22 protein-coding genes and 1 pseudogene are annotated in these 20,803 nt (G+C 68.4%); 7 read left to right on the top strand and 16 right to left on the bottom strand.

Translation table 11 applies throughout. The features are described from left to right. The 4 genes and pseudogenes from GXZ33_RS00545 to GXZ33_RS00530 all read right to left on the bottom strand — a co-directional run. Positions 1–256: pseudogene (locus tag GXZ33_RS00545) on the bottom strand (hypothetical protein); the annotation flags it as partial. Positions 257–281: 25 nt separating this feature from the next. Continuing rightward, a complete protein-coding gene (locus GXZ33_RS00540) occupies positions 282–764 on the bottom strand; it encodes a hypothetical protein (RefSeq protein ID WP_291338920.1) in 483 nt (160 codons plus the stop codon). Positions 765–789: 25 nt separating this feature from the next. Continuing rightward, positions 790–1,398 (bottom strand): response regulator transcription factor, encoded by a 609-nt coding sequence (locus tag GXZ33_RS00535; RefSeq protein WP_291338919.1) that lies wholly within the window; start codon positions 1,396–1,398, stop codon positions 790–792. Continuing rightward, entirely contained in the window at positions 1,395–2,582 is a 1,188-nt protein-coding gene (locus GXZ33_RS00530) for a sensor histidine kinase (protein ID WP_291338918.1), read from the bottom strand. Before GXZ33_RS00530 ends, GXZ33_RS00535 begins: the two co-directional genes overlap by 4 nt. Positions 2,583–2,715: 133 nt before the next feature. On the opposite strand from GXZ33_RS00530, the gene GXZ33_RS00525 reads away from it, so the two are divergent. From GXZ33_RS00525 to GXZ33_RS00515, 3 genes are read left to right on the top strand one after another with little or no spacing between them, the layout of a single operon-like run. Next, positions 2,716–3,729, top strand: a complete 1,014-nt coding sequence (locus GXZ33_RS00525) for an ABC transporter permease (protein WP_291338917.1) — start codon at positions 2,716–2,718, stop codon at positions 3,727–3,729. Further along, the gene (locus GXZ33_RS00520) at positions 3,729–4,352 is read left to right on the top strand and encodes an ABC transporter ATP-binding protein (protein WP_291338916.1); all 624 of its coding nucleotides are present in this window, start codon (positions 3,729–3,731) and stop codon (positions 4,350–4,352) included. The genes GXZ33_RS00525 and GXZ33_RS00520 overlap by 1 nt, the downstream gene beginning before the upstream one ends. A gap of 18 nt (positions 4,353–4,370) precedes the next feature. After that, entirely contained in the window at positions 4,371–5,306 is a 936-nt protein-coding gene (locus GXZ33_RS00515) for a winged helix DNA-binding domain-containing protein (protein ID WP_291338915.1), read from the top strand. A 438-nt stretch (positions 5,307–5,744) separates the two neighbouring features. On the opposite strand, the gene paaZ is transcribed toward GXZ33_RS00515, so the two are convergent. Further along, complete coding sequence (gene paaZ, locus GXZ33_RS00510) at positions 5,745–7,829, bottom strand: phenylacetic acid degradation bifunctional protein PaaZ (RefSeq protein WP_291338914.1); 2,085 nt, start codon at positions 7,827–7,829, stop codon at positions 5,745–5,747. 148 nt (positions 7,830–7,977) lie between these two features. Here paaZ and GXZ33_RS00505 point away from each other — a divergent pair, with 148 nt between their 5' ends. Beyond that, entirely contained in the window at positions 7,978–8,331 is a 354-nt protein-coding gene (locus GXZ33_RS00505; protein ID WP_291338921.1) for a PaaI family thioesterase, read from the top strand. Here the strand turns inward: GXZ33_RS00505 and GXZ33_RS00500 are convergent. The 10 genes from GXZ33_RS00500 to paaI form a co-directional block, all read right to left on the bottom strand. After that, positions 8,328–9,176 carry a 3-hydroxyacyl-CoA dehydrogenase family protein gene (locus tag GXZ33_RS00500; protein ID WP_291338913.1) on the bottom strand — a complete coding sequence of 283 codons (849 nt, stop codon included), beginning with the start codon at positions 9,174–9,176 and terminating at the stop codon, positions 8,328–8,330. The two genes, GXZ33_RS00505 and GXZ33_RS00500, sit on opposite strands and share 4 nt — an antisense overlap. Positions 9,177–9,180: 4 nt before the next feature. After that, on the bottom strand, positions 9,181–9,939 hold the full coding sequence (locus GXZ33_RS00495) for an enoyl-CoA hydratase/isomerase family protein (protein ID WP_291338912.1): 759 nt from the start codon (positions 9,937–9,939) through the stop codon (positions 9,181–9,183). Position 9,940: 1 nt separating this feature from the next. Continuing rightward, positions 9,941–11,140, bottom strand: coding sequence for an acetyl-CoA C-acyltransferase (locus GXZ33_RS00490; RefSeq protein WP_291338911.1), 1,200 nt, complete (start codon positions 11,138–11,140; stop codon positions 9,941–9,943). A gap of 20 nt (positions 11,141–11,160) precedes the next feature. Next, a complete protein-coding gene (locus GXZ33_RS00485) occupies positions 11,161–11,943 on the bottom strand; it encodes an enoyl-CoA hydratase/isomerase family protein (protein WP_291338910.1) in 783 nt (260 codons plus the stop codon). Between the two features lie 13 nt (positions 11,944–11,956). Continuing rightward, the gene (paaE, locus tag GXZ33_RS00480) at positions 11,957–13,117 is read right to left on the bottom strand and encodes a 1,2-phenylacetyl-CoA epoxidase subunit PaaE (RefSeq protein WP_291338909.1); all 1,161 of its coding nucleotides are present in this window, start codon (positions 13,115–13,117) and stop codon (positions 11,957–11,959) included. Continuing rightward, positions 13,117–13,644 (bottom strand): 1,2-phenylacetyl-CoA epoxidase subunit PaaD, encoded by a 528-nt coding sequence (paaD, locus tag GXZ33_RS00475; protein ID WP_291338908.1) that lies wholly within the window; start codon positions 13,642–13,644, stop codon positions 13,117–13,119. Before paaD ends, paaE begins: the two co-directional genes overlap by 1 nt. A gap of 30 nt (positions 13,645–13,674) precedes the next feature. Further along, the gene (gene paaC, locus GXZ33_RS00470; protein ID WP_291338907.1) at positions 13,675–14,511 is read right to left on the bottom strand and encodes a 1,2-phenylacetyl-CoA epoxidase subunit PaaC; all 837 of its coding nucleotides are present in this window, start codon (positions 14,509–14,511) and stop codon (positions 13,675–13,677) included. Next, a complete protein-coding gene (paaB, locus tag GXZ33_RS00465) occupies positions 14,508–14,798 on the bottom strand; it encodes a 1,2-phenylacetyl-CoA epoxidase subunit PaaB (protein ID WP_291338906.1) in 291 nt (96 codons plus the stop codon). The genes paaC and paaB overlap by 4 nt, the downstream gene beginning before the upstream one ends. A 44-nt stretch (positions 14,799–14,842) precedes the next feature. Further along, positions 14,843–15,817 (bottom strand): 1,2-phenylacetyl-CoA epoxidase subunit PaaA, encoded by a 975-nt coding sequence (gene paaA / locus GXZ33_RS00460; RefSeq protein WP_291338905.1) that lies wholly within the window; start codon positions 15,815–15,817, stop codon positions 14,843–14,845. Between the two features lie 155 nt (positions 15,818–15,972). Next, positions 15,973–16,404 (bottom strand): hydroxyphenylacetyl-CoA thioesterase PaaI, encoded by a 432-nt coding sequence (paaI, locus tag GXZ33_RS00455; protein ID WP_291338904.1) that lies wholly within the window; start codon positions 16,402–16,404, stop codon positions 15,973–15,975. A 206-nt stretch (positions 16,405–16,610) separates the two neighbouring features. On the opposite strand from paaI, the gene GXZ33_RS00450 reads away from it, so the two are divergent. From GXZ33_RS00450 to GXZ33_RS00440, 3 genes are all read left to right on the top strand, one after another. Beyond that, on the top strand, positions 16,611–17,225 hold the full coding sequence (locus GXZ33_RS00450; RefSeq protein WP_291338903.1) for a TetR/AcrR family transcriptional regulator: 615 nt from the start codon (positions 16,611–16,613) through the stop codon (positions 17,223–17,225). Between the two features lie 259 nt (positions 17,226–17,484). Next, positions 17,485–18,789, top strand: coding sequence for an AMP-binding protein (locus GXZ33_RS00445; RefSeq protein WP_291338902.1), 1,305 nt, complete (start codon positions 17,485–17,487; stop codon positions 18,787–18,789). 142 nt (positions 18,790–18,931) lie between these two features. Then, positions 18,932–20,176 carry an MFS transporter gene (locus GXZ33_RS00440; protein ID WP_363236670.1) on the top strand — a complete coding sequence of 415 codons (1,245 nt, stop codon included), beginning with the start codon at positions 18,932–18,934 and terminating at the stop codon, positions 20,174–20,176. Positions 20,177–20,195: 19 nt separating this feature from the next. Here the strand turns inward: GXZ33_RS00440 and GXZ33_RS00435 are convergent. Then, on the bottom strand, positions 20,196–20,803 hold a 608-nt coding region (locus tag GXZ33_RS00435; protein WP_291338900.1), incomplete at its 5' end, for an ADP/ATP-dependent (S)-NAD(P)H-hydrate dehydratase.

The raw sequence follows: 20,803 nt of genomic DNA, 5'->3' as shown, positions 1-20,803 counted from the left end.
TGACGACCGGCTCGGTGAAGTCACCCCGGAAGGCCTCCGCGTCACAGTCCGGCGCCGAGGCCAGGGCGGTCGTGGAGGCCGGCACGGGGGTCACGCCGGTCGTGGTGGTCACCTCGACGGTCACCGACTCGGTGACCGGTGCCGTCACCGACACGGTGGCGGTGGGCGTGGCGGGATCGTCGTCGGCACCGCATGCACTCACGGTGAGCAGCAGCGGGACGAACAGCAGCGGGGTGACGCGGGCGCGGGCGTTCATGCCTTCACCCTAATGGAGTGATGGTCTACTCCGTGCAGAGCGGGATCATCTCCTGCAGTTCCTCGGCGGCCCCGTCAGCGGTGAGGAGGGTCGGCGAGTAGCACCACTGCCCGTTGTCCTCGAGGCCGTGCTGCGGGTAGATGTCCCACTGGCCGTCGACGGACTGGAAGACGATGGTGAAGGACGTTCCCCTCTGGGTCACCTTGGCGAAGGCACCGTCACAGAAGTCGACGACCGGATCCCCCATGTCACCGACGGTGAAGGAGTCGGGTGCACAGTCGGCGGGGATGACGGTGGTGGTCTCGACGGTGGTGTCGGCGGCCACGGTCTCGGTGGCCTCCGCGGTCTCGGTGTCCTCGGTGGGGGTGCCCGTCTCGACGGCCGTGGAGGTGGCGGTGGTCGGGGCGGTGGTGGTCGTGGTGGTGGCGGTGTCCGAGGTGGAATCGGTGCCGCAGGCGGTGAGCAGGGTGGCGGCAGCCAGCAGGGCCGCGCTTCGACGAAGGATCATGTGGCGAATGGTACTCGTCGGGAGGTCAGATGACACGCCTTTCGCGGGCCTCCGTGATGGCGGCGGTGCGGGTGCCCACCCCGAGCTTCTGGTAGATGTGCACGAGGTGCGTCTTCACGGTCGCCTCGGAGATGAAGAGCATCTTCGCCAGTTCGCGGTTGCTGGCACCCGTCTCCAGGGCCTGGAGGATCTCGATCTCACGGGCGGACAACGCCTCGGCGGGGCGGCTCATGCGCTCGGCGAGAGCTCCGGCGACCTCGGGCGCGAGGGTGCGGCGGCCGGCGGCGGTGGCCACGACGGCGTCGTGAAGTGCCTGTTCAGGGGCGTCCTTGAGCAGGTAGCCGAGGGCCCCGGCCTCGACGGCGGCGACGATGTCGGCCTGCGTGTCGTAGGTGGTGAGGATGAGGACGGGCGGACCTCCCGCGGCGCGGAGGCGGCGGGTGGCGGTGATGCCGTCCATGCCGGGCATCTGGATGTCGCAGACGACGACGTCGACGTCCTCCCGGGTGGCGTCGAGGGCGGCCGTGCCGTCGGCACCCTCCGCCACGACGGTGATGTCGGGGAATCCGTCGAGGATGGTGCGCAGGCCGGCGCGGACGACAGGGTGGTCGTCGATGAGCATGACGCGGATCATGAGGGCTCCTTCTCTGAGGTCAGGGGTATGTGGACGGTGGCGGCCGTGCCTTCGCCGGGGCCGTCGGACTCGATGAGCAGTTCTCCGCCGACGGCCGCCACGCGGGATTCCAGGCCGCGCAGGCCGTATCCGTGCCCGCCGGTGAAGCCGCATCCGTCGTCGATGACGTCGAGGGTGACCTCGGTGTCCCACACGGCGTAGGTCACCACGGCGCGCGTCGCCCCGGCATGCTTCACGACGTTCGCCAGCAGCTCCCCCGCCGCCCGCGTCACCGCCCGGGCCACCGGTTCGGGCAGTTCACGGTCCGTGTCGCCGGAGAGCTGCAGCTCGATGCTCAGGGGTTCCCCGAGTGCCTCCTGGCGGGCCAGGGTGCGCTGGATGAGGTGACGCACGGACACCGGCACCGGCTCCCCCGGGGCGGCGAGGTCACGGACGAAGCGGCGGGCCTCCCCCAGGCTGTCGGAGGCCTGGTCCTCGATGGTGCGGACCTGGCGGAGGGCGGCCTCCATGTCACCGCGCTCGAGGCTGCCGCGGACCGCGCGGCTGACCAGCACGATGGAGCTCAGTCCCTGGGCGACGGTGTCGTGGATCTCGCGGGACAGGCGCTCGCGTTCCTCGAGTCGACCCGCCTGGTGCTCGGAGGCGGCCAGCTCCTCCTGTGTGGCCCGCAGGTCATCGGCCACGGCCCGGTGGTGGGCGGCCTCGCGGTGCAGGGCCGTGTACGTCCAGTAGATCGCCACCGCCAGCACCGTGCCGATGAGCGGCCCCACCGCCGAACCGGCCGTCCACTCCCCCGGGTGCAGCTTGGCGGGCACGAAGGCCGCGATGCCCCACAGCACGGCCGCCGCCACCACGCCGACCGTGCGGGGAAGCAGGTGCAGAAACAGCAGGACCAGCGGGAACAGCAGCCACACGAAGGTGATGGACACCGCCACCAGCGCATACCACAGCAGGGTCACCACGGCGAGCCACCACCACACCACCGCGCGCGGAGGGGTGGAGACGCTGTGCTCCCACACCGTGCCCACCACGTAGACCAGGGCCAGCGCCACGGTCAGCGGCAGCGCCGGGGTGGTCGTCGCGCGCGCCGGGTCCTCCCAGAGGAAGAGTCCGACGCCCAGGGCCAGCAGGAACGCGAAGAGCACGTGCAGGCCGACACGGAGGGAACGGAGCAGGGTGATCACATCTCCGACCGTAGCCGCCGCCCGGCTGAGCAGTCATCAACCGACTGGTTGAGCGGCTTTTCGGGCAGTGGGCCGATGGATTCCGCTCCCCGTGGCGGAAGCATGGGGAGTACTGAAACAGAAAGGACCTGACATGTTCCTCGGTATCCGGGACATCGTCCACGCCCGCGGCCGCTTCACGCTGATCGGCTCGGTCGTCGGCCTCATCACCCTGCTGCTCGTCATGCTCACCGGACTGACCGGCGGCCTCGGGGCGGACAACATCTCCGCCTTGCGTTCCCTCGACCCCGACCGCGTGGTCTTCTCCTCGGAGGAGCCCTCGTTCACGGAGTCGCGCGTCACCGCAGCCGACGTCGCCGCCTGGGAACAGGTCGCCGGCGTCACGTCCGTCCGCGCACTCGGCACGATCCAGACCCGCATGGAGGCGGGCGGCACGCAGGCGGTGGCCGTGCTCGGCCTCCCCGACGCGACCCCGGGGGCGGTGCTCTCCGCATCGCTTCTCGACGCCACCGGCCACTCCCCCGCCACCGTCCTCCTCGGCGGCCACGAGGTCCCCGTGGTGGGGACCACCGCCGATGAGAAGTACTCCCACTCCCCCGTCGTGTGGGTCGACACCGCCACCTGGCAGGCCGTCGCGCGCGACGAGGCCGTCGGCACCGCCCTCCTCGTGGAGGGTGACGTGGACTGGGAGGCGGCGTCGGCAAGCACCGGGATGACCGCGGTGACCCTGTCGGAGTCGTACAACGGACTGGCCTCCCACCAGTCGGAGCAGGGGTCGCTGCAGACGATGCAGGGCTTCCTCTACGGCATCTCCGCGCTGGTGACCATCTCCTTCCTCACCGTCTGGACGATCCAGCGCACCCGCGACCTGTCCATCCTGCGCGCACTCGGCGCCACGCCCGCCTACCTGGTGAAGGACGCGCTGGGGCAGGCCGCGATCATCCTCGCCGTCGGTGTGGGGCTGGGCGCGCTGGTCGGCTGGGCCCTGGGCACCCTCGCGGGACAGGCCGTGCCGTTCGAACTCACCCCCCTGACCATCGTCGGCCCGGCACTCGGAATCTGGGTGCTCGGCATCGTCGGAGCATTCCTGGCCACCCGCAGGGTCGCGAAGGTCGACCCGCTCATCGCACTCGGAGGAAACGGATAATGACTCTCACCCTCGACCACATCACCCTCACCTACCCCGACGGCCCCACCGAGGTCATCGCCGTCGACGACGTCTCCCTCACCCTCCGCCCCGGCGAGTTCACCGCCCTGGTCGGCGAATCGGGCTCCGGCAAGTCCTCGCTCCTCGCGGTGTGCGCCGGCCTGCAGAAGCCGACGTCCGGCACCGTACACGTCGACGGCACCCGCGGCCTCATCTTCCAGCAGGCCAACCTCCTGGAGTCCCTCACCGCCCGTGAGCAGCTGCTCATCACCGACCACATCCGCGGCCAGAAACTGCGCCCCGCCCGCGCCGATGAACTGCTCGAACGCGTCGGCCTCGCCGGTTTCGGCCACCGCCGCATGGGACAGCTCTCCGGCGGCCAGCGCCAGCGCGTCAACATCGCACGCGCCCTCATGGGCGAACCCACGGTCCTGCTCGCCGATGAACCCACCTCGGCGCTGGATTCCCGCCTCGCCCACGAGGTCGTCTCCCTGCTCGCCGGCATCACCCGGGAGACCAGCTCCGCGACGCTCATGGTCACCCACGACCGCTCCATCCTCGACTCCTTCGACCGCGTCATCGAGATGCGCGACGGTCGCGTCCGGGCGCTCGTCACCGTCTGAGCCCCCATAATGGGCGGTATGGACCGACCCGCCGAACTGCAGGCCCGCCGCATCGTCGCGCAGGGCCTGCACTCCCCTGTCCGCACCGCCGTCGAGGTCGCACGCTGGATGCTCGGCGTCCAGGGGCAGACGTATGCGGCCGGGATCCGGGCACTGTCCCTCCGGGGACCGCTTGCCGACGCCGCCGTACTCGCCGCCGTCGACAAGCATGAGGTCGTACGTGCGTGGCCGATGCGCGGCACGCTCCACTTCCTCCCCGCCGAGGACGCCCGCTGGATGATGCGGCTGTGCAGCCCACGGGTGGCTCGTGCCCAGCAGCAGCGGCGACCCGGCCTCGGACTGGAGGAGACAGACGTCACGGTCGCGCGGGAGGCGCTGCACGCTGAACTGCGCGGCGGGGCACTCACCCGCCCCGAGGTCTACGAGGTGTTCCGCGCCGCCGGCGTCGACCCGGCGGACGGCCGCGGCCCGCACCTCGTCCGTGCCTTCGGCGGTGAAGGCGATGTGGTGCAGGGACCCCGGCGCGGGTCGGTGGAGACCTTCGTGCATGTTGACGAGCTCCCCGTGGAACAGCGGGACCTCACCGGCGATGCGGCGCTCGCGGAACTGGGGACCCGCTACCTGCACTCGCACGGACCCGCCTCGGCGAAGGACCTCGCGTGGTGGGCGGGACTGACCATGGCTCAGGCCCGCAAGGCGATCGCGCTGGCCCGCGACGTCGTGCCCTTCGACGACGAGCACTGGATGGGTGACTGGCAGCTCGACGTGCCCACCGCCGAGCTGGAGGCGGCACTGGCCGCGACATATGAGCTGCCTGCCTTCGACGAGATCCTCCTCGGCTACGGCGATAAATCGCTGCTCCTACTTGAGGAACTGCGTCCCCAGGTACTCACCAGGAACGGGCTGAGCTGGCCTTTCGTGTTGCAGGGCGGCAGTATTGTTGGGCGCGCCTGAGGGTGGGTGCGGCCCATTATCAGGTGGGTCTCGGCATCGAAAGAGTGCGCAGCTGCGCACTGCAGAGGGTGCCGCCGGGGGAGGGGGCGCCGTGGCCTGGCGGCAGATACTTGTGGGAAAGCACAGGTCAGAGTGGGGGAGAGTGCGCAGCTGCGCACTCCGGCGCTGGATCCCATGGGCGGTACGGTGCAGGCCTGGCCGCAGGCATTTCTACGAAAGTGCAGCTCAGGGCAGAGAAAGAGTGCGCAGCTGCGCACTACAGACCAGGGGAGTGCAGGTAGCCGGGCTCAGAGACGTAGCACCCACCGCGTCAGCATGAATGACAAAAAGAGTGCGCAGCTGCGCACTCTCATCCGGGCACAGAAATGGCGAAGCACCGGGAGTGAGCGCGACACTGCCTCCCCGGTGCTTCGCCGGATTCTGGGGGTGGGACCTTATCTACTTCTTCCAGTTGGCGTAGATGGTGTTCTCCTTCTCGACGAGGGTCAGCACGTCGTAGGACGCGACCAGCTCGTCGTTCTGGTTGAACAGCTGAGCGTCCCAGCAGACCTCACCGTAGGCGTCGGTGACGCGCGGGGTGATGCGCTTGGCGGTCAGCTCGATGCGGACGGAGTCGTCGTAGGTGACCGGGGTGATGAAGCGCAGGTTCTCCAGGCCGTAGTTGGCCAGGACCGGGCCCGGGGCCGGCTCGACGAACAGGCCTGCGGCCCAGGAGACCAGCAGGTAGCCGTGGGCGACGCGACGCGGGAAGAACGGGTTGGCCATGGCGGCCTCCTCGTCGACGTGCGCGTAGAAGGTGTCGCCGGTCTCCTCGGCGAACTCGAGGATCTCCTCGAGGGAGACGTGGCGCAGGTCGGAGGCGAACTGGTCACCGATCTTCAGGGTGGCCAGGTCCTTGCGGAACGGGTGCTCGGCCTTGCCTGCGTCGACGTCGGCGCGGGTGACCTTGTTGACCTTGGCGCCACGGACCCACTCGCCGGTGATGGCGGTCAGGTGATCCGGGGTGCCCTGGATAGCGGTGCGCTGCATGTAGTGCTTGACGCCGCGGATGCCGCCGAGCTCCTCGCCGCCGCCGGCGCGACCCGGGCCACCGTGGACCAGGTGGGGGAGCGGGGAGCCGTGACCGGTGGAGGTCTTGGCGTCGTCGCGGTCGAGGAAGTGCAGACGGCCGTGGAATGCACCGATGTTGTGGGCGTAGGTGGCGGCCAGCTCCGGGGAGTGGGTGATCACGGAGGCGACGAGGGAGCCCTTGCCGCGCTCTGCGAGACGCAGGGCGTCGTCGGTGTCGGTGTAGCCGATGACGGAGACGACCGGGCCGAATGCCTCGACGTCGTGGACGGCGTCGGTGTCGGCGTCCTCGAAGGTGAGGATGGTCGGTGCGAAGAACGCACCCTCGAGCTGGTCGGAACCACCGATGACGACCTTGCCACCGGCGGCGACGAGCTTGTCGACGGCGCCGGCGACGTCGGCACGCTGGTCCTCGGAGACGAGCGGGCCCATGGTGGCGGAGCCGTCACGCGGGTCGCCGGGGACGATCTTGTCGTTGACGCGGGCTGCGAGGGCGTCGGCGACGGTGTCGACGAGTGCGGTCGGGACGATGGCGCGGCGGACGGCGGTGCACTTCTGGCCGGCCTTGGCGGTCATCTCGATGAACAGGGCCTTGATGTAGGCCTCGAACTCGGGGGAGTCCTCGGTGACGTCCTCGCCCAGGATGGCGGCGTTGAGGGAGTCGGCCTCGGCGGTGAAGCGGACGCCGTTCTTCAGGACGTTCTCGTGGGCACGCAGGGTCGCGGCGGTGGCGGCGGAGCCGGTGAACGCGACGTGGTCGCGGTGGTCCAGGTGGTCCAGCAGGTCACGGGCGGAGCCGGAGATGAGCTGCAGGGAGCCCTCCGGGAGGATGCCGGACTCGATCATGAGGCGCACGGCGGCGGCGGTGACGTAGCCGGACGGGGTGGCCGGCTTGACCAGGGTGGGCATGCCGGCGATGAAGGACGGGGCGAACTTCTCGAGCATGCCCCAGACCGGGAAGTTGAAGGCGTTGATCTGCACGGCGACGCCCGGGAGCGTGGTGTAGATGTGGGTGCCCAGGAAGGAGTTGTCGCGGGAGAGGATCTCGGTCGGGCCGTCGATGATGACGTGGCCGTTCGGGAGCTCGCGGCGACCCTTGGAGGAGTAGACGAACATCGTCTGGATGCCGCCGTCGATGTCGATGCCGTTGTCACGCTTGGTGGCGCCGGTCTTGTAGGCGAGCTCGTAGAGCTCCTCCTTGTGCTCGCCGAGGTAGAGGGCCAGCTCCTTGAGCTTCAGGGCGCGCTCGTGGATAGTCAGCTCGCGCAGGTTGCGCTGGCCGACCTCACGGGCGTACTCGATGGCGCCGGCCAGGTCGAGGCCGTCCGTGGAGACGGTGGCGACGATCTCGCCGGTGGAGGCGTCGGCCACCTCGGTCACGCGGGAGGGGTTCTCGGGGGTGACCCAGGCGCCGGAGAGGTAGCTGGGGACGAGGGTGTCGGTGGGGGTGGACATCGGGGTCCTTTCCTGGAGTTTCATTTAGTGACCGAACGGACGGTCAGGATTGCAGGCCAGTATAATCAAGATCACATTTCTTACAAGGCCTGACAAGGAGAAAAGCGTGGAACCATGGACAATTGAACTGGGTGAACTGGACCGCAAGATGGGCGTCGAAGTGCTCGAACAGTCCCCGGAGAGGGTCGTCGCCACCATGCCGGTCGACGGCAACCGCCAGTCCCTGGGGCTGCTGCACGGCGGTGCGATGGTCGCCATCGCGGAGGCCGTGGGCTCCTGGGCGGCCGTCATCCACGCCTCGACGATGGGGAAGGTGGCTGTCGGCGTGGACATCAACGCCACCCATCACGCGTCCGGTCACACCGGGATCGTGACCGCCACCGCCACCGCCATCCGCCTCGGCCGGACCCTGACCTCGCATGAGGTGCTGGTCACGGACGAGAACGGTCAGCGGCTGTGCACGGCGCGGATCACGAACGCGATCGTCGAGAAGAAGCGCTAGCTGTAGTCGTAGAAGCCCTTGCCGGACTTACGACCCAGCTCGCCGCGCTCGACCATGTCGCGCATGAGCTGCGGCGGGGCGAAACGGTCGCCCAGGGTGGAGGACAGGTACTCGGCGATGCCGAGACGCACGTCCAGGCCGACGATGTCGGTGAGGGCCAGCGGGCCGACCGGGAACTTGTAGCCCAGGACCATCGCGTTGTCGATGTCCTGCGGGCTCGCGACGCCTTCCTCGACCATGCGGATCGCCTCGAGGGCGATGCACACGCCGAGACGGGAGGAGGCGAAGCCCGGGGCGTCCTTGACGACGATCGGGGTCTTGCCCAGGGCCTCGACCCAGCCGCGGGCCTCGTCGACGAGCTTCTCCGGGGTGGAGTCGGCGACGACGATCTCGACCAGCTTGGAGGCCGGGACCGGGTTGAAGAAGTGCAGGCCGATGACATCATTGTCGACGGTCAGCGCCAGGTCGGAGACGGACAGCGAGGAGGTGTTCGTCGCGATGACGGCCTCCGGGGAGGCCTCGGCGATCTTCCTGAAGGAGGAGATCTTGAGGTCCATCGACTCCGGCACAGCCTCGACGACCAGCGGCAGACCGGCGAAGGCGCCGGTGTCGGTGGTGACGGTCAGGCGGGACAGCCACTCCTCGCGGGTGCCCTCGGCACCACGCCTGAGGGAACCGTCGACGTCGTTGCTGATGCGCTCCGCAGCCGCGGCCACGGCCTCGTCGTTGATGTCGACGACGGTGACCTCAGCGCCGGCGGCGAGGAAGGAGTGGGCGATACCGGCGCCCATGCGGCCACCGCCGAGGACACCGACCTTCTGGGGGACCTGGTTTGCTTCAGTCATTTCTCTAGTTCTTCTTTCGGTCGAGGAAGGCCTGCATACGGTCGAACTTGGCGTCCGACTCGAAGAGGATGGCCTGGGCGATGTTGTCGACGGCCGGGTGGGCCGCGGCCGGCATGGCCATCACCTGCTTGGAGATGCGCACCGCCAGCGGGTCGAGGGCGGCGATGCGGTCGGCGTAGGCGTGGGCGGCGTCGAGAAGCTCAGTCGGCTCGGAGAGCTCGGTGACGAGGTGCGCGGCAGCGGCCTCCTCACCGGAGAGGATGCGGCCCGCGAGGAGGATCTCCTTCGCGATGGCCTCTCCCACCAGCGCCTTGATGCGCCACAGGCCACCGGCCGCGGCGATGATGCCGAGGTTGGCCTCCGGCTGACCGAACTTCGCGGTCGCCGTGGCGATGCGGAAGTCCGCGGCCAGCGCCAGCTCGAGTCCGCCACCGAGGGCGTAACCGTCGACGGCCGCGATGACCGGCATCGGCAGCTGGGAGATGCGGTGGAAGATGGTGTTGTTGATGCCGCGCAGCGCGTCGTCGCGGCGACGCTCACGCAGCTGCGCGATGTCGGCGCCGGAGGCGAAGATGCCGCGGCCGTTGTGCTCGCAGCCGGTGATGATGAGGATCTTCGGCTCGCGCTCGAGGAGCTCACACACGGCGTGCAGCTCGGAGACCATCTGGTCGTCGATGGCGTTGCGCACCTCGGGGCGGGTCAGCTCGACGACGAGGCGGTCACCGCGGTCGGTGACGGTCAGTGCCTGGAAATCCGCGAACACGTCAGACCCTCTCGATCGCGATGGCGGAACCCTGGCCCACACCGATGCACAGGGTGGCGATGCCGCGCTGGCCGCCCTCCTGCTCGAGACGGTTGAGCAGGGTGATGGTGATGCGGGAACCGGAGGAACCCAGCGGGTGACCCAGCGCGATGGCGCCGCCCCACGCGTTGACCTTGTTCTGGTCCAGCTCCAGCTCACGGATGACCGCGAGGGACTGGGTGGCGAAGGCCTCGTTGACCTCGACGGCGTCGACGGAACCGAGGTTCCAGCCGGCGCGCTCGAGCACCTTGCGGGTGGCCGGGACCGGGCCGAGGCCCATGACCTCCGGGGCCAGGCCCGCGTTGGCGTTCGCGATGACCCGGGCACGCGGCTGGAGACCGTACTTCTCGACGGCCGCCTCGCTCACCACGAGGATCGCGGAGGCACCGTCGTTGAGGGTGGAGGAGTTGCCGGCGGTGACGACCTCGCCACCCTTGACGACGGGGCGGAGCTTCGCCAGGACCTCAGGGGTGGTGCCGGGGCGCGGGCCCTCATCGGTGTCGACGAGGGTGACGTTGCCCTTGCGGTCGGTGACCTCGACGGGGACGATCTCCGGCTCGAAGCGGCCGGCCTCGATGGCCGCGAGTGCGCGGGCCTGGGACTGGACGGCGAAGGCGTCGGCGTCGGCACGCGAGATGTCGCAGACGCGCGCGACCTCCTCCGCGGTCTCCGGCATGGAGTACGTCATCTTGTCCTGCGCGGCGAACTTCGGGTTGACGAAGCGCCAGCCGATGGCGGTGTCGAAGGCCTCGCCCGGCTTCGCGAACGCGGTGGTCGGCTTCTCGACGACCCACGGTGCCCGCGACATCGACTCGACGCCACCGGCGACGACGACGTCGGCCTGGCCGGACTCCACCATGGCGGTGGCCAGCGCGATCGCGGACATGCCGGAGGCGCAGAGACGGTTGACGGTGATGCCCGGGACAGTGTCCGGGTAGCCGGCCAGCAGCCAGGCCATGCGGGCGACGTTGCGGTTCTCCTCACCGGCGCCGTTGGCGTTGCCGAGGATCACCTCATCGACGGCTGCCGGGTCGATGCCGGCGTCCTCGATGACGGCCTTGATGGTCAGCGCCGCGAGATCGTCGGGACGGACGGACGACAGTGCGCCTCCGTAACGGCCGACCGGGGTGCGGCGGCCTGATACCAGGTATGCAGTGGTCACTGGCTGCTCTTTCTGTAGTTCTAGTTACCGGTGAAGACGGGCTTGCGCTTCTCGTTGAAGGCGGCGAAGCCCTCGAGGTAGTCGTCGGAGGAGCACAGCTCGCCCTGGGCGATGTTCTCGTCCGCGACGGACTCCCACAGGCCACGACGGTTGTCGCGGATGTCCTGCACGAGGGTGCGGCTGGTCAGGAACGCGCGGGTCGCGCCGACGGCGGCCTTACGGGCCTTGCCGCGGGTGAACTCCACGAGCTCCTCCGCGGGGAGGGCACGGGAGAACAGGCCGGCGGTGACGGCCTCGGCACCGGTGATCATGTCGCCGGTGACGATGAGGTCCATCGCACGGTGCGCACCCAGACGCTCGACGAACAGGGAGTGCCCGCCGGAGTCGAGGGTGGCGCCCAGGTTGGCGAAGGGGGACCCGAAGGTCGCGTCCTCGGCCACGTAGACGATGTCGCAGGCGATGGCCAGACCCAGTCCGACACCCAGGCACACGCCGTGGACGGCGCCGAAGGTGGGGGCGGGGAAGGTGCTCATCTGCTGCAGCACCGGCGTGACCTTGTTGGCCAGGTAGTCGGTGGCGTCGTCGTCACGCGGGTCGAGGCCGCGGATGTTGCGGCCGGCGCAGAAACCACGGCCCTCGCCACGCAGCACCAGGGCGCGGACGCCACGGTCGGCGGCCTCGGTGTAGGCGTCGGAGAGTTCCTGGAGGTCCGCCTCGGTCAGCGAGTTCAGGGCCTTCGGGTTGTTGAGGACGACCTCGGCGACCTTGGCGCCCTCAATGTCCTCGATGTGGAGATCAATCACGGAGTGTGTCCTTCTAGGCGTCGTAGTCGACGGTGATTTTGTCACCGGTGGCGCGGGTCTGGCAGGTCAGGACGTAGCCCCGGGCGACCTCGTCGGCCTCCAGTGCGTAGTTCTCGTCCATCTCGAACTCACCCTCGATGACCTTCGCGCGGCAGGTGCCGCAGACGCCGCCGGCGCAGGCGAAGGGGACGTCCGGGCGCGCGCGCAGGGCGGCGTTGAGGATCGTCTCGTTCGCGGAGACCGGGGACTCGATGGAACCGGACAGACCGTCCAGCTTGAAGGAGACGGTGATGTTCTTGCCGTGCGGGTCGGCGACGACCGGGCGACCGGTGTTGCCCTGACCCGGGCCGTCCTGCGGCTTGCCGGTGGAGAACAGCTCGAAGCGGACGTTGTCGCTGCTCACGCCACGGCCGTCGAGCTCGTCACGGACCAGCTGGACCAGCTCGAACGGGCCACAGAGGAACCACTCGTCGGTCTCGTCGGTGCGGATGACCTTGTCCAGGAGGAGGGTGAGCTTCTCGTCGTCGATGCGGCCGGAGAACAGCGGGTTGACGCGCTGCTCACGGGACAGGACGTGGTGCACCGCGAAACGGGTCGGGTACTTGTCCTTGAGGTCACCGATCTCCTCGGCGAACATGACGTCGCCGCCGCCCTTGTTGGCGTAGACCAGCTCGAAGGTCGCGGACGGGGAACCGGACAGCAGGGCCTGCGCGATCGACATGATCGGGGTGATGCCGGAACCGGCGGCGATGGCGACCAGGTGCGGGGCACCATCGACGTCGGCCAGCTCGTCCTTGAGCAGCTCCTGGGCGTCGTTCAGGGAGGTGACATGGACACGCGAGGTGAAGGCACCCTGCGGGTTCATGACCTCGATGACGTCGCCCGGTGCGAGCTCGTCGTTGGCCCAGGTGGAGAAGACACCGCCGAGGTCACGCTTGATGGCGACACGGATGACGCCTGGACGCGGGATGTCACAGATCGAGTAGGAACGACGGACTTCCTGGCCCTCGATGTCGGCACGCAGCGCGACATACTGGCCCGGGACGTAGTCGTAGTCCTCGCGCAGCTCTTCCGGGACATCGAAGCTGACCTCGACAGCGTTGTCGGTGAGGCGACGGACCTCAGAGACCTGCAGCGGGTTGAACTTGGCCTTTTTCTTGGTGGGAGCGGTCATCAGTGCACCTTGAAGTAGTCGAAGGGCTCGAGGCAGTCCTCACAGGAGTAGAGGGCCTTGCAGGCGGTCGAGCCGAATTGGGCGATGTTTTTGGTCCGGGTCGAGCCGCAGCGCGGGCACGGCACCGGGGGCGGGGGAGCGAGGGTGAGCTTGACCGGACCCTGACGGGTGTCGCCGGCCTTGTGCATCGGCGGCGCGATGCCGTACTCACGCAGCTGCTCGCGGCCCTCTTCAGTGATCCAGTCGGTGGTCCAGGCGGGCTGGAGCACCAGGTCGACGCGGGAGTCCTCGTAGCCGGCGGCGACGAGGGCCTCCTCGACCTCACGCGTGATGTGGTCCATGGCCGGACATCCGGAGTAGGTCGGGGTGATCGTCACCACCGCGGTGCCGTCGATGACGGCGGCGTCGCGAAGAATTCCCAGGTCGGCGATGGAGATCACGGGGATCTCCGGGTCGGGAACGCTGGCTGCGGTGTCCCAGACCTTCGCGGCCTCAGGATCGGTGGGGCGCAGGGGATGGGTGGTCACGACTGACCTCCTTCGGATGTACGGGTGGGATTACCAGGTGGCGCCGGGGTGCTTGCGGGCGAAGACCTGCAGCTCGGCGAGGATGTAGGCGCGCAGCTCGGAGAAGCGGCCGGTGCGCTGGCCGGACATGGCCTGCGGGGTCTGCGGGATCTCCAGCTCGGCGGTGTCGAGGACGTGCTTGATGCGCTCGTCGAACTCGGCGCGCAGGCTCGACGGCAGAACGGCGATGCCCTGCTCGGCGAGGCGGGTGTGCAGCTCGAGGTCCTCGAACAGCTCATCCACGTAGGGCCACATGTAGAACAGGCCCTCCTCGATGCGGTGCTTGGAGTACTCGGTGCCCAGGCCGAGACGCAGAACCCACTGGTTCGCGTGGTCGACGTGGTACTCGACCTCCTTGACGGCCTTCGCGGCGATGGCGGCGATGGTCTCGTCCTTGGACTCCAGCAGGGCCGTGTACAGGCCGAGCATGTAGTAGGAGGCGATCAGCTGACGGGCGATCGTCTGGCCGAAGTCGCCGTTCTCCTGCTCCATGAGGCGGGCGGAGCGGTACTCCTCCTCCTCGCGGAAGTAGGCGAGGTCGTCCTCGGTCTTGTCCCACGCGGTGCCGGCGTAGGAGTAGAGGAAGCGGGTGTGGCCGATCAGGTCCAGCGCGATGTTGGCGAGGGCGATGTCCTCCTCCATCTCCGGTGCGCGGGAGATCCACCAGCTCAGGCGCTGGCCGAGCATGAGGGCGTCATCGCCCAGCATGGTGGCGTAGGCCGCGACGTCCTCGGTGGCCTTGGCGCCGGAGGACTGGACGTCCTCGGCGGTGAGGGAGTCACCCTGGGTCTGGCGGGTGGCGGAATCAACGGTTGCGAAGCTGCTCACAGGTGCGGCACCCCTTCAGACTTGTCGTAGTAGGTGGCGTGGCGGTAGTTCTTGCCGGAGGCCGACTCGAAGAAGCCGCCCTTGGAGTCCGGGTCGGAGGCGGTGACGGCCTCGGTGGGGACGACCCACACGGAGGTGCCCTCGTTGCGACGGGTGTACAGGTCGCGTGCGTTACGCAGGGCCATGGTGGCGTCCGGTGCGTGCAGGGAACCTGCGTGGACGTGGGACAGACCGCGGGAGCTTCGGACGAAGACCTCCCACATGGGCCAGTGCTGCTGGTCAGACATTTCTGATGTGCTCCTTGAGATGTGGGGCTGGGTGTGGGTGCGTGTTACGCGATGAGCTGGGAGTCGGAGGACTGGTACTTCTCGGCGTAGGCGGCTGCGGCCTCACGGACCCAGGCACCCTCCTCGAAGGCCTGACGGCGACGCTGCATGCGCTGGACGTTGCACGGGCCGGCGCCCTTGATGGCGGAGTAGAACTCATTCCAGTCGAGCTCGCCGAAGTCGTAGTGACCGCGCTCCTCGTTCCACTTCAGGTCCGGGTCCTCGAAGTGGAGGCCCAGGGCCTCGGCCTGCGGGACGATCATGTCCACGAAGCGCTGGCGCAGCTCATCGTTGGAGAAGCGCTTGATCTTCCAGTCCATGGACTGCTTGGAGTTCGGGGAGTCGTTGTCCGGCGGGCCGAACATCTGCAGGGCCGGTCCGTAGAAGCGGTTGATGGCCTCCTGGGCCATCTGCTTCTGCTCCGGGGTGCCGTTGGAGAGCTCGTAGAGGATCTCCCAGCCCTGGCGCTGGTGGAAGGACTCCTCCTTGCAGATGCGGACCATGGCGCGGCCGTACGGTGCGTAGGAGGCACGGCACAGCGGGACCTGGTTCGCGATGGCGGCACCATCGACGAGCCAGCCGATGGCTCCGATGTCGGCCCAGGTGCGTGCCGGGTAGTTGAAGATCGAGGAGTACTTGGCGCGGCCCTCGAGCAGCTGGTCGACGAGCTCGTCGCGGCCGGTCTGCAGGGTCTCGGCGGCCGAGTACAGGTACAGGCCGTGGCCGGCCTCGTCCTGGACCTTGGCGATGAGGATCGCCTTGCGCTTCAGGGAGGGAGCGCGGGTGATCCAGTTCGCCTCCGGCTGCATGCCGATGATCTCGGAGTGTGCGTGCTGGGAGATCTGACGGGTCAGGGTCTTGCGGTATGCGGCGGGCATCCAGTCCGTGGGCTCGATGCGGGAGTCTTCCGCGATGAGGCGGTCGAAGTTCTCCTGCCCGGCCGCATCGGCGGGGGAGAGGTGGTCGGTGGCGGTGGTCATCGGTGATCCTTCGCTCGGGTGAAGTTCGACAACGGTCTCGTCGGCAATTAATAACCGATCGTTCGGTCAGTATATGGGGGCGGTGTGATCCATGTCAATGGCGTAGATCACTTTCTTTCGGACGGGTGTGATTCGGTGCGTCTCCGGCGCTCCCTCTAAATCGCCCTGACCACGCGGGATGTGCCGCGGAACTCCGCGATGGGCTGGCCGTTGACGGTCAGGGTGACGTCGGTGATGCCGTTGCGGCCCCACACGCGACGCTCGACCGCATGGCCCTCCACGAGGTCGCCCTCGCGGGCGGGTGCGATGTAGTGGATGCCCACCTGGGCCGCGACGGCGATGTTGCCGGTCGAGTTGCAGGCGCCGGCGAACAGGGAGTCGGCGAAGGTGAAGAGGTAGCCGCCCTGGGCGGTGCCGTGGCCGTTGCACATGTCGGGGCGGATGGTGAAGTGGCCCCGGGCCTCGCCGTCGCCGATGTGGGTGATGACCATGCCCAGGCCCGCGGAGGCCCGGTCCTCCTCGAACATGGTGCGGACGTGGTCGTACTTGGCTCCCTCGGCGACGCCGGGGGCGAGAAGCTGGGTCATGCTGGACTCCTGTGGGGCTGTGGGAATGAGTGGTCGGCGCAGGTCAGGGGCCTGATTGCCGCCTCCTGGCGTGGACATACCGCCCGTTCGGTCGGTATTGAGCGGCCAGTGTACGTGATACGGGTCACTGCGTGGTGGAAATGCAGGACAAGTCCTGCGTATGTGGTCACGTACACTCCGTGCAGCACGGATCTGTAAGGAGAGACATGTCCACTACCGTCACCCCGACCAGCTCGGGGCGTGGCCGCCCCGGCTACGCCCGCGAGGATGTCATCCGCATCGCGGTGGAGGAGTTCAACGCCCGCGGCTACGAGGCGACCTCCATGGGTGCCCTCGCCGAACGTCTCGGGCTGAGCAAGTCGGCGATCTACCACCACATCACCTCCAAGGAGGAGATCCTCGTCGAGGCCACCGACAAGGCGCTCGAGGAGCTCACCGCCGTCGTCGAGGGGGCGCGCGCGGAGACCGACGACCCGGTCGAGCAGCTGCGCCTGCTCATCGGCGGCACCACCCGTGTGCTGTGCCAGTACCCGGCGTACGTGCGGCTGCTGCTGCGTCTGCGCGGCAACACCGACGCCGAGCGTGCGATCATGGCCCGTCGCCGGGTGATCACCCGGGCGCTGGTGGCCGTGGTCAAGCGGGCGCAGGAGGAGGGGTCCCTGCGTACCGATCTGGAGGCCGGCGTCGTCGCGCGACTCATCTTCGGGATGATCAACTCGATCGTGGAATGGTATAGCCCGGAAGGTCGCTACGCGCCGGAGGATCTGGAGGCGATTACCCCCGAAATGGTTTTCACGGGAATCGTGCGTTCGCGGTCGTAGTCGGGGTGGGGTAGGGGCGTGGCCCGCAGGTCAGGGGTGTGACCTGCGGGTTTTCTTCATGTGGGGGTGGGGGTCGGGATGGTTCTGTGTCTAAACACAACTTTCTTCGGCCAATGTGTTGCAAGTAACAGGTGTGGGGCTGTAATCTCCACCACATACTTGCTGACCGATTGGTCGGTTAGTAAATGGCATTCACATTTCTGCTAACCCACGGTCCCGGCCCCCATGCCGATGAAGGACCGTAGGAAAGGAACATTCCGTGGCTTCCTCGACGGATATCACCTCCACGATCAACGGTCCCCAGACCAGCATCGAGTACGCCTCCCGCGATGAGCTGACCGCTCTGCAGACCGAGCGCATGAAGAACACCCTGCGCCACGCGTACTACAACGTCCCGCACTACCGTCGGGCGTTCGATGAGAAGGGCGTCCACCCGGACGACTTCAAGGAGCTCAAGGACATCGCCTTGTTCCCGTTCACGGACAAGGCCGTCCTCCGCGAGAACTACCCCTTCGGCATGTTTGCGGTCCAGAAGCACCAGGTCGCCCGCATCCACGCCTCCTCCGGCACCACCGGCCGCCCCACCGTCGTCGGCTACACCCGCAACGACATCGAGAACTGGGCCACCCTGGTCGCCCGCTCCCTGCGCGCCGGCGGCGTCCGCCCCGGTGACCGCGTCCAGGTGACCTTCGGCTACGGCCTGTTCACCGGTGGCCTGGGTCTGCACTACGGCGTCGAGAAGCTCGGTGCCACCGCCATCCCGATGTCCGGCGGCCAGACCGACAAGCAGCTCGAGATCATGCGTGACTTCGAGCCGGACGCCATCGTCGGCACCCCGTCCTACATGCTCAACGTCCTCGACCGCATGCGCGCCAACGGCATGGACCCGCGCGACTCCTCCATCCGCGTCGGCATCTTCGGATCCGAGCCGTGGACCGAGGGCATGCGCAAGGACCTCGAGGAGGGCTTCGGCATCGACGCCACCGACATCTACGGCCTCTCCGAGGTCATGGGCCCCGGCGTCGCGCAGGAGTGCATCGAGACCAAGGACGGCCTCACCGTCTGGGAGGACCACTTCTACCCGGAGATCCTCGACCCGGAGACCCTGGAGCCGGTGCCGGACGGCGAGCTCGGTGAGCTGGTGATCACCCCGATCACCAAGGAGGCCTTCCCGGTCATCCGCTACCGCACCCACGACCTCACCCGTCTGCTGCCGGGCACCGCCCGCTCCATGCGTCGCCTGGACCGCATCAGCGCCCGCAACGACGACATGATCATCCTCCGCGGTGTCAACTGCTTCCCGACCCAGTTCGAGGAGCTCATCACCATGGACAAGAACCTCCGCCCGCGCTACCAGTGCGTCCTCACCAAGCGTGGCCGCATGGACCACCTGACCCTGGTCGTCGAGCACGCCCCGGGTCGCACCGAGGAAGAGATCATCTACTCGCAGGTCAACCTGCGCAAGATGATCAAGGACCGCATGGGCGTCACCGTCGACGTCGACATCGTCGACAAGGTCGACAGCGGCGAAGGCAAGGCCAAGCGCATCGTCGACAACCGCTGACCCCGGCAACAACCCCCACCCCACCCACAGAAAGCCCACCGCGATGACCAACGACACTCTCGCCTCCGGCACCACCGGCACGGTCTCCACCACGGATCCGCAGCCGATCACCGCTGAGCACCGCCGTGTCCTCTCCGGCGCCATGGTCGGAACCACGATCGAGTGGTTCGACTTCTTCATCTACGCGCAGGCAGCGGCCCTCATCTTCGCTGCGCAGTACTTCAACCCCGCCTCCAGCGAGTCCCCGACGATGGCCCAGATCATCTCCTGGGCGTCCCTGGGCATCTCCTTCCTGTTCCGCCCTCTGGGCGCGATCATCGCCGGCCACCTCGGCGACCGTCTCGGTCGCAAGCCGGTCCTGGTCATCACCCTGCTGGGCATGGGTGGCGCGACCGTGGCCATGGGCCTTCTGCCCACCTACGCACAGATCGGCATCGCCGCACCGGTCATCCTGGTGTTCCTGCGTATCCTGCAGGGCCTGTCCGCAGGTGGTGAGTGGGGCGGAGCCGCCCTGCTGGCCGTCGAGCACGCCCCGGTCCACCGCCGTGGCTACTTCGGTTCCTTCCCGCAGGTCGGCGTCCCCGCCGGCATGCTGCTGGCCACCCTGTTCATGCTGGTCCTCTCCGCGACCCTGAGCACCGAGCAGTTCGAGTCCTGGGGCTGGCGCGTTCCCTTCGTGTCCTCCCTCGTCCTGATCATCATCGGCTTCCTCATCCGCCGTCTGGTCGAGGAGTCCCCGGTCTTCGCTGAGCTGGAGAACCTGAAGAAGAAGTCCTCCGCGCCGCTGTCCCTCCTGTTCAAGGAGCACTCCGGCAAGGTCGCACTGGCCGCCTTCATCTTCGCGGGCGTCAACGCCGCCGGTTACCTGGCCATCGCGTACATCGTCTCCTACGGCACCCAGGTCGTCGGTTACGACCGCACCACCACCCTGGCCGTCACCGCCGCCACGGCGATCTCCTGGATCGTCGCGACGCTGGTCTTCGGTGCTCTGTCCGACACCCTGGGCCGCAAGCAGGTCTTCGCCCTCGGTTACATCGGTTCCATCCTGTGGGCCATCCCGACCTGGCTGCTCGTCGACACCGGCAACGTCGCACTGTTCATCATGGCGATGGTCGTCCTCGGCATCCTGCTCGGTTCCACCTACGGTCCGCAGTCCGCGCTGTACGCCGAGATGTTCCCGGCTGAGGTCCGCCTCTCCGGTGTCTCCATCGGCTACGCCATCGGTTCCATCATCGGTGGTGCCTTCGCCCCGATGATCGCCACGATGCTGCTCGAGGGCACCGGCACCTCCCTCTCCATCGGCATCTACATCGCGGTGGTCTCCCTCATCTCGCTCATCGCGGTCTTCATGGTCCCGAAGGGCATTCAGGGCAAGTCCCTGCACTAGGTTCCACCGGGAAACCGCGTCACCCTTCCGGGGTGGCGCGGTTTTCCGCTTCCCGACGCTCCCGTGACATCCGCGCCGTCGCCTGCGGGACCGCCTCCGCGATGCGTGACGCGGAGGTCGGGGCGGGGCCGTCCGGGGTCTGCGCGGAGAGCCAGGTGGCCGTCCCGTGGACCGCCACGGCCGCCACCGTCCCCGGCAGGCCGGAGCGGGCGATCCACGCCCCCAGGATCCCGGCGAGCACGTCCCCTGAGCCGGGGGTCGCGGCCCAGGAGGAGCCGGCGTCGACGGTGATGATCCGCCCGCCGGTCCACAGCACCGTGCGGCGTCCCTTGAGCAGCACCTCGCAGCGCAGGTCGGCGGCCAGGGCACGGACCGCGCCGAGCGGGTCCGCCCCGGGGTCGGGGATGCCGTCCAGGCCGGCGGCCAGGCGGCGGAACTCCCCGGCGTGCGGGGTGAGCAGGGTGCCGGCCTGACGTTCCCGCAGGGCCGCGCGCAGGTCGGGGGACCCGGCGAGGAGGGTGATGGCGTCGGCGTCGATGAGCAGGGGTTCCGGGCGGGCGAGCAGCTCCGTGAGCTCCGCCCGCGCCGCCTCATCCGTGCCGCGGCCGGGGCCGACGACCCACGCCT

Source organism: Corynebacterium sp., assembly GCF_012838985.1.
GTDB lineage: Bacteria > Actinomycetota > Actinomycetes > Mycobacteriales > Mycobacteriaceae > Corynebacterium.
This window is presented reverse-complemented; position numbering and strand designations above follow the sequence as displayed.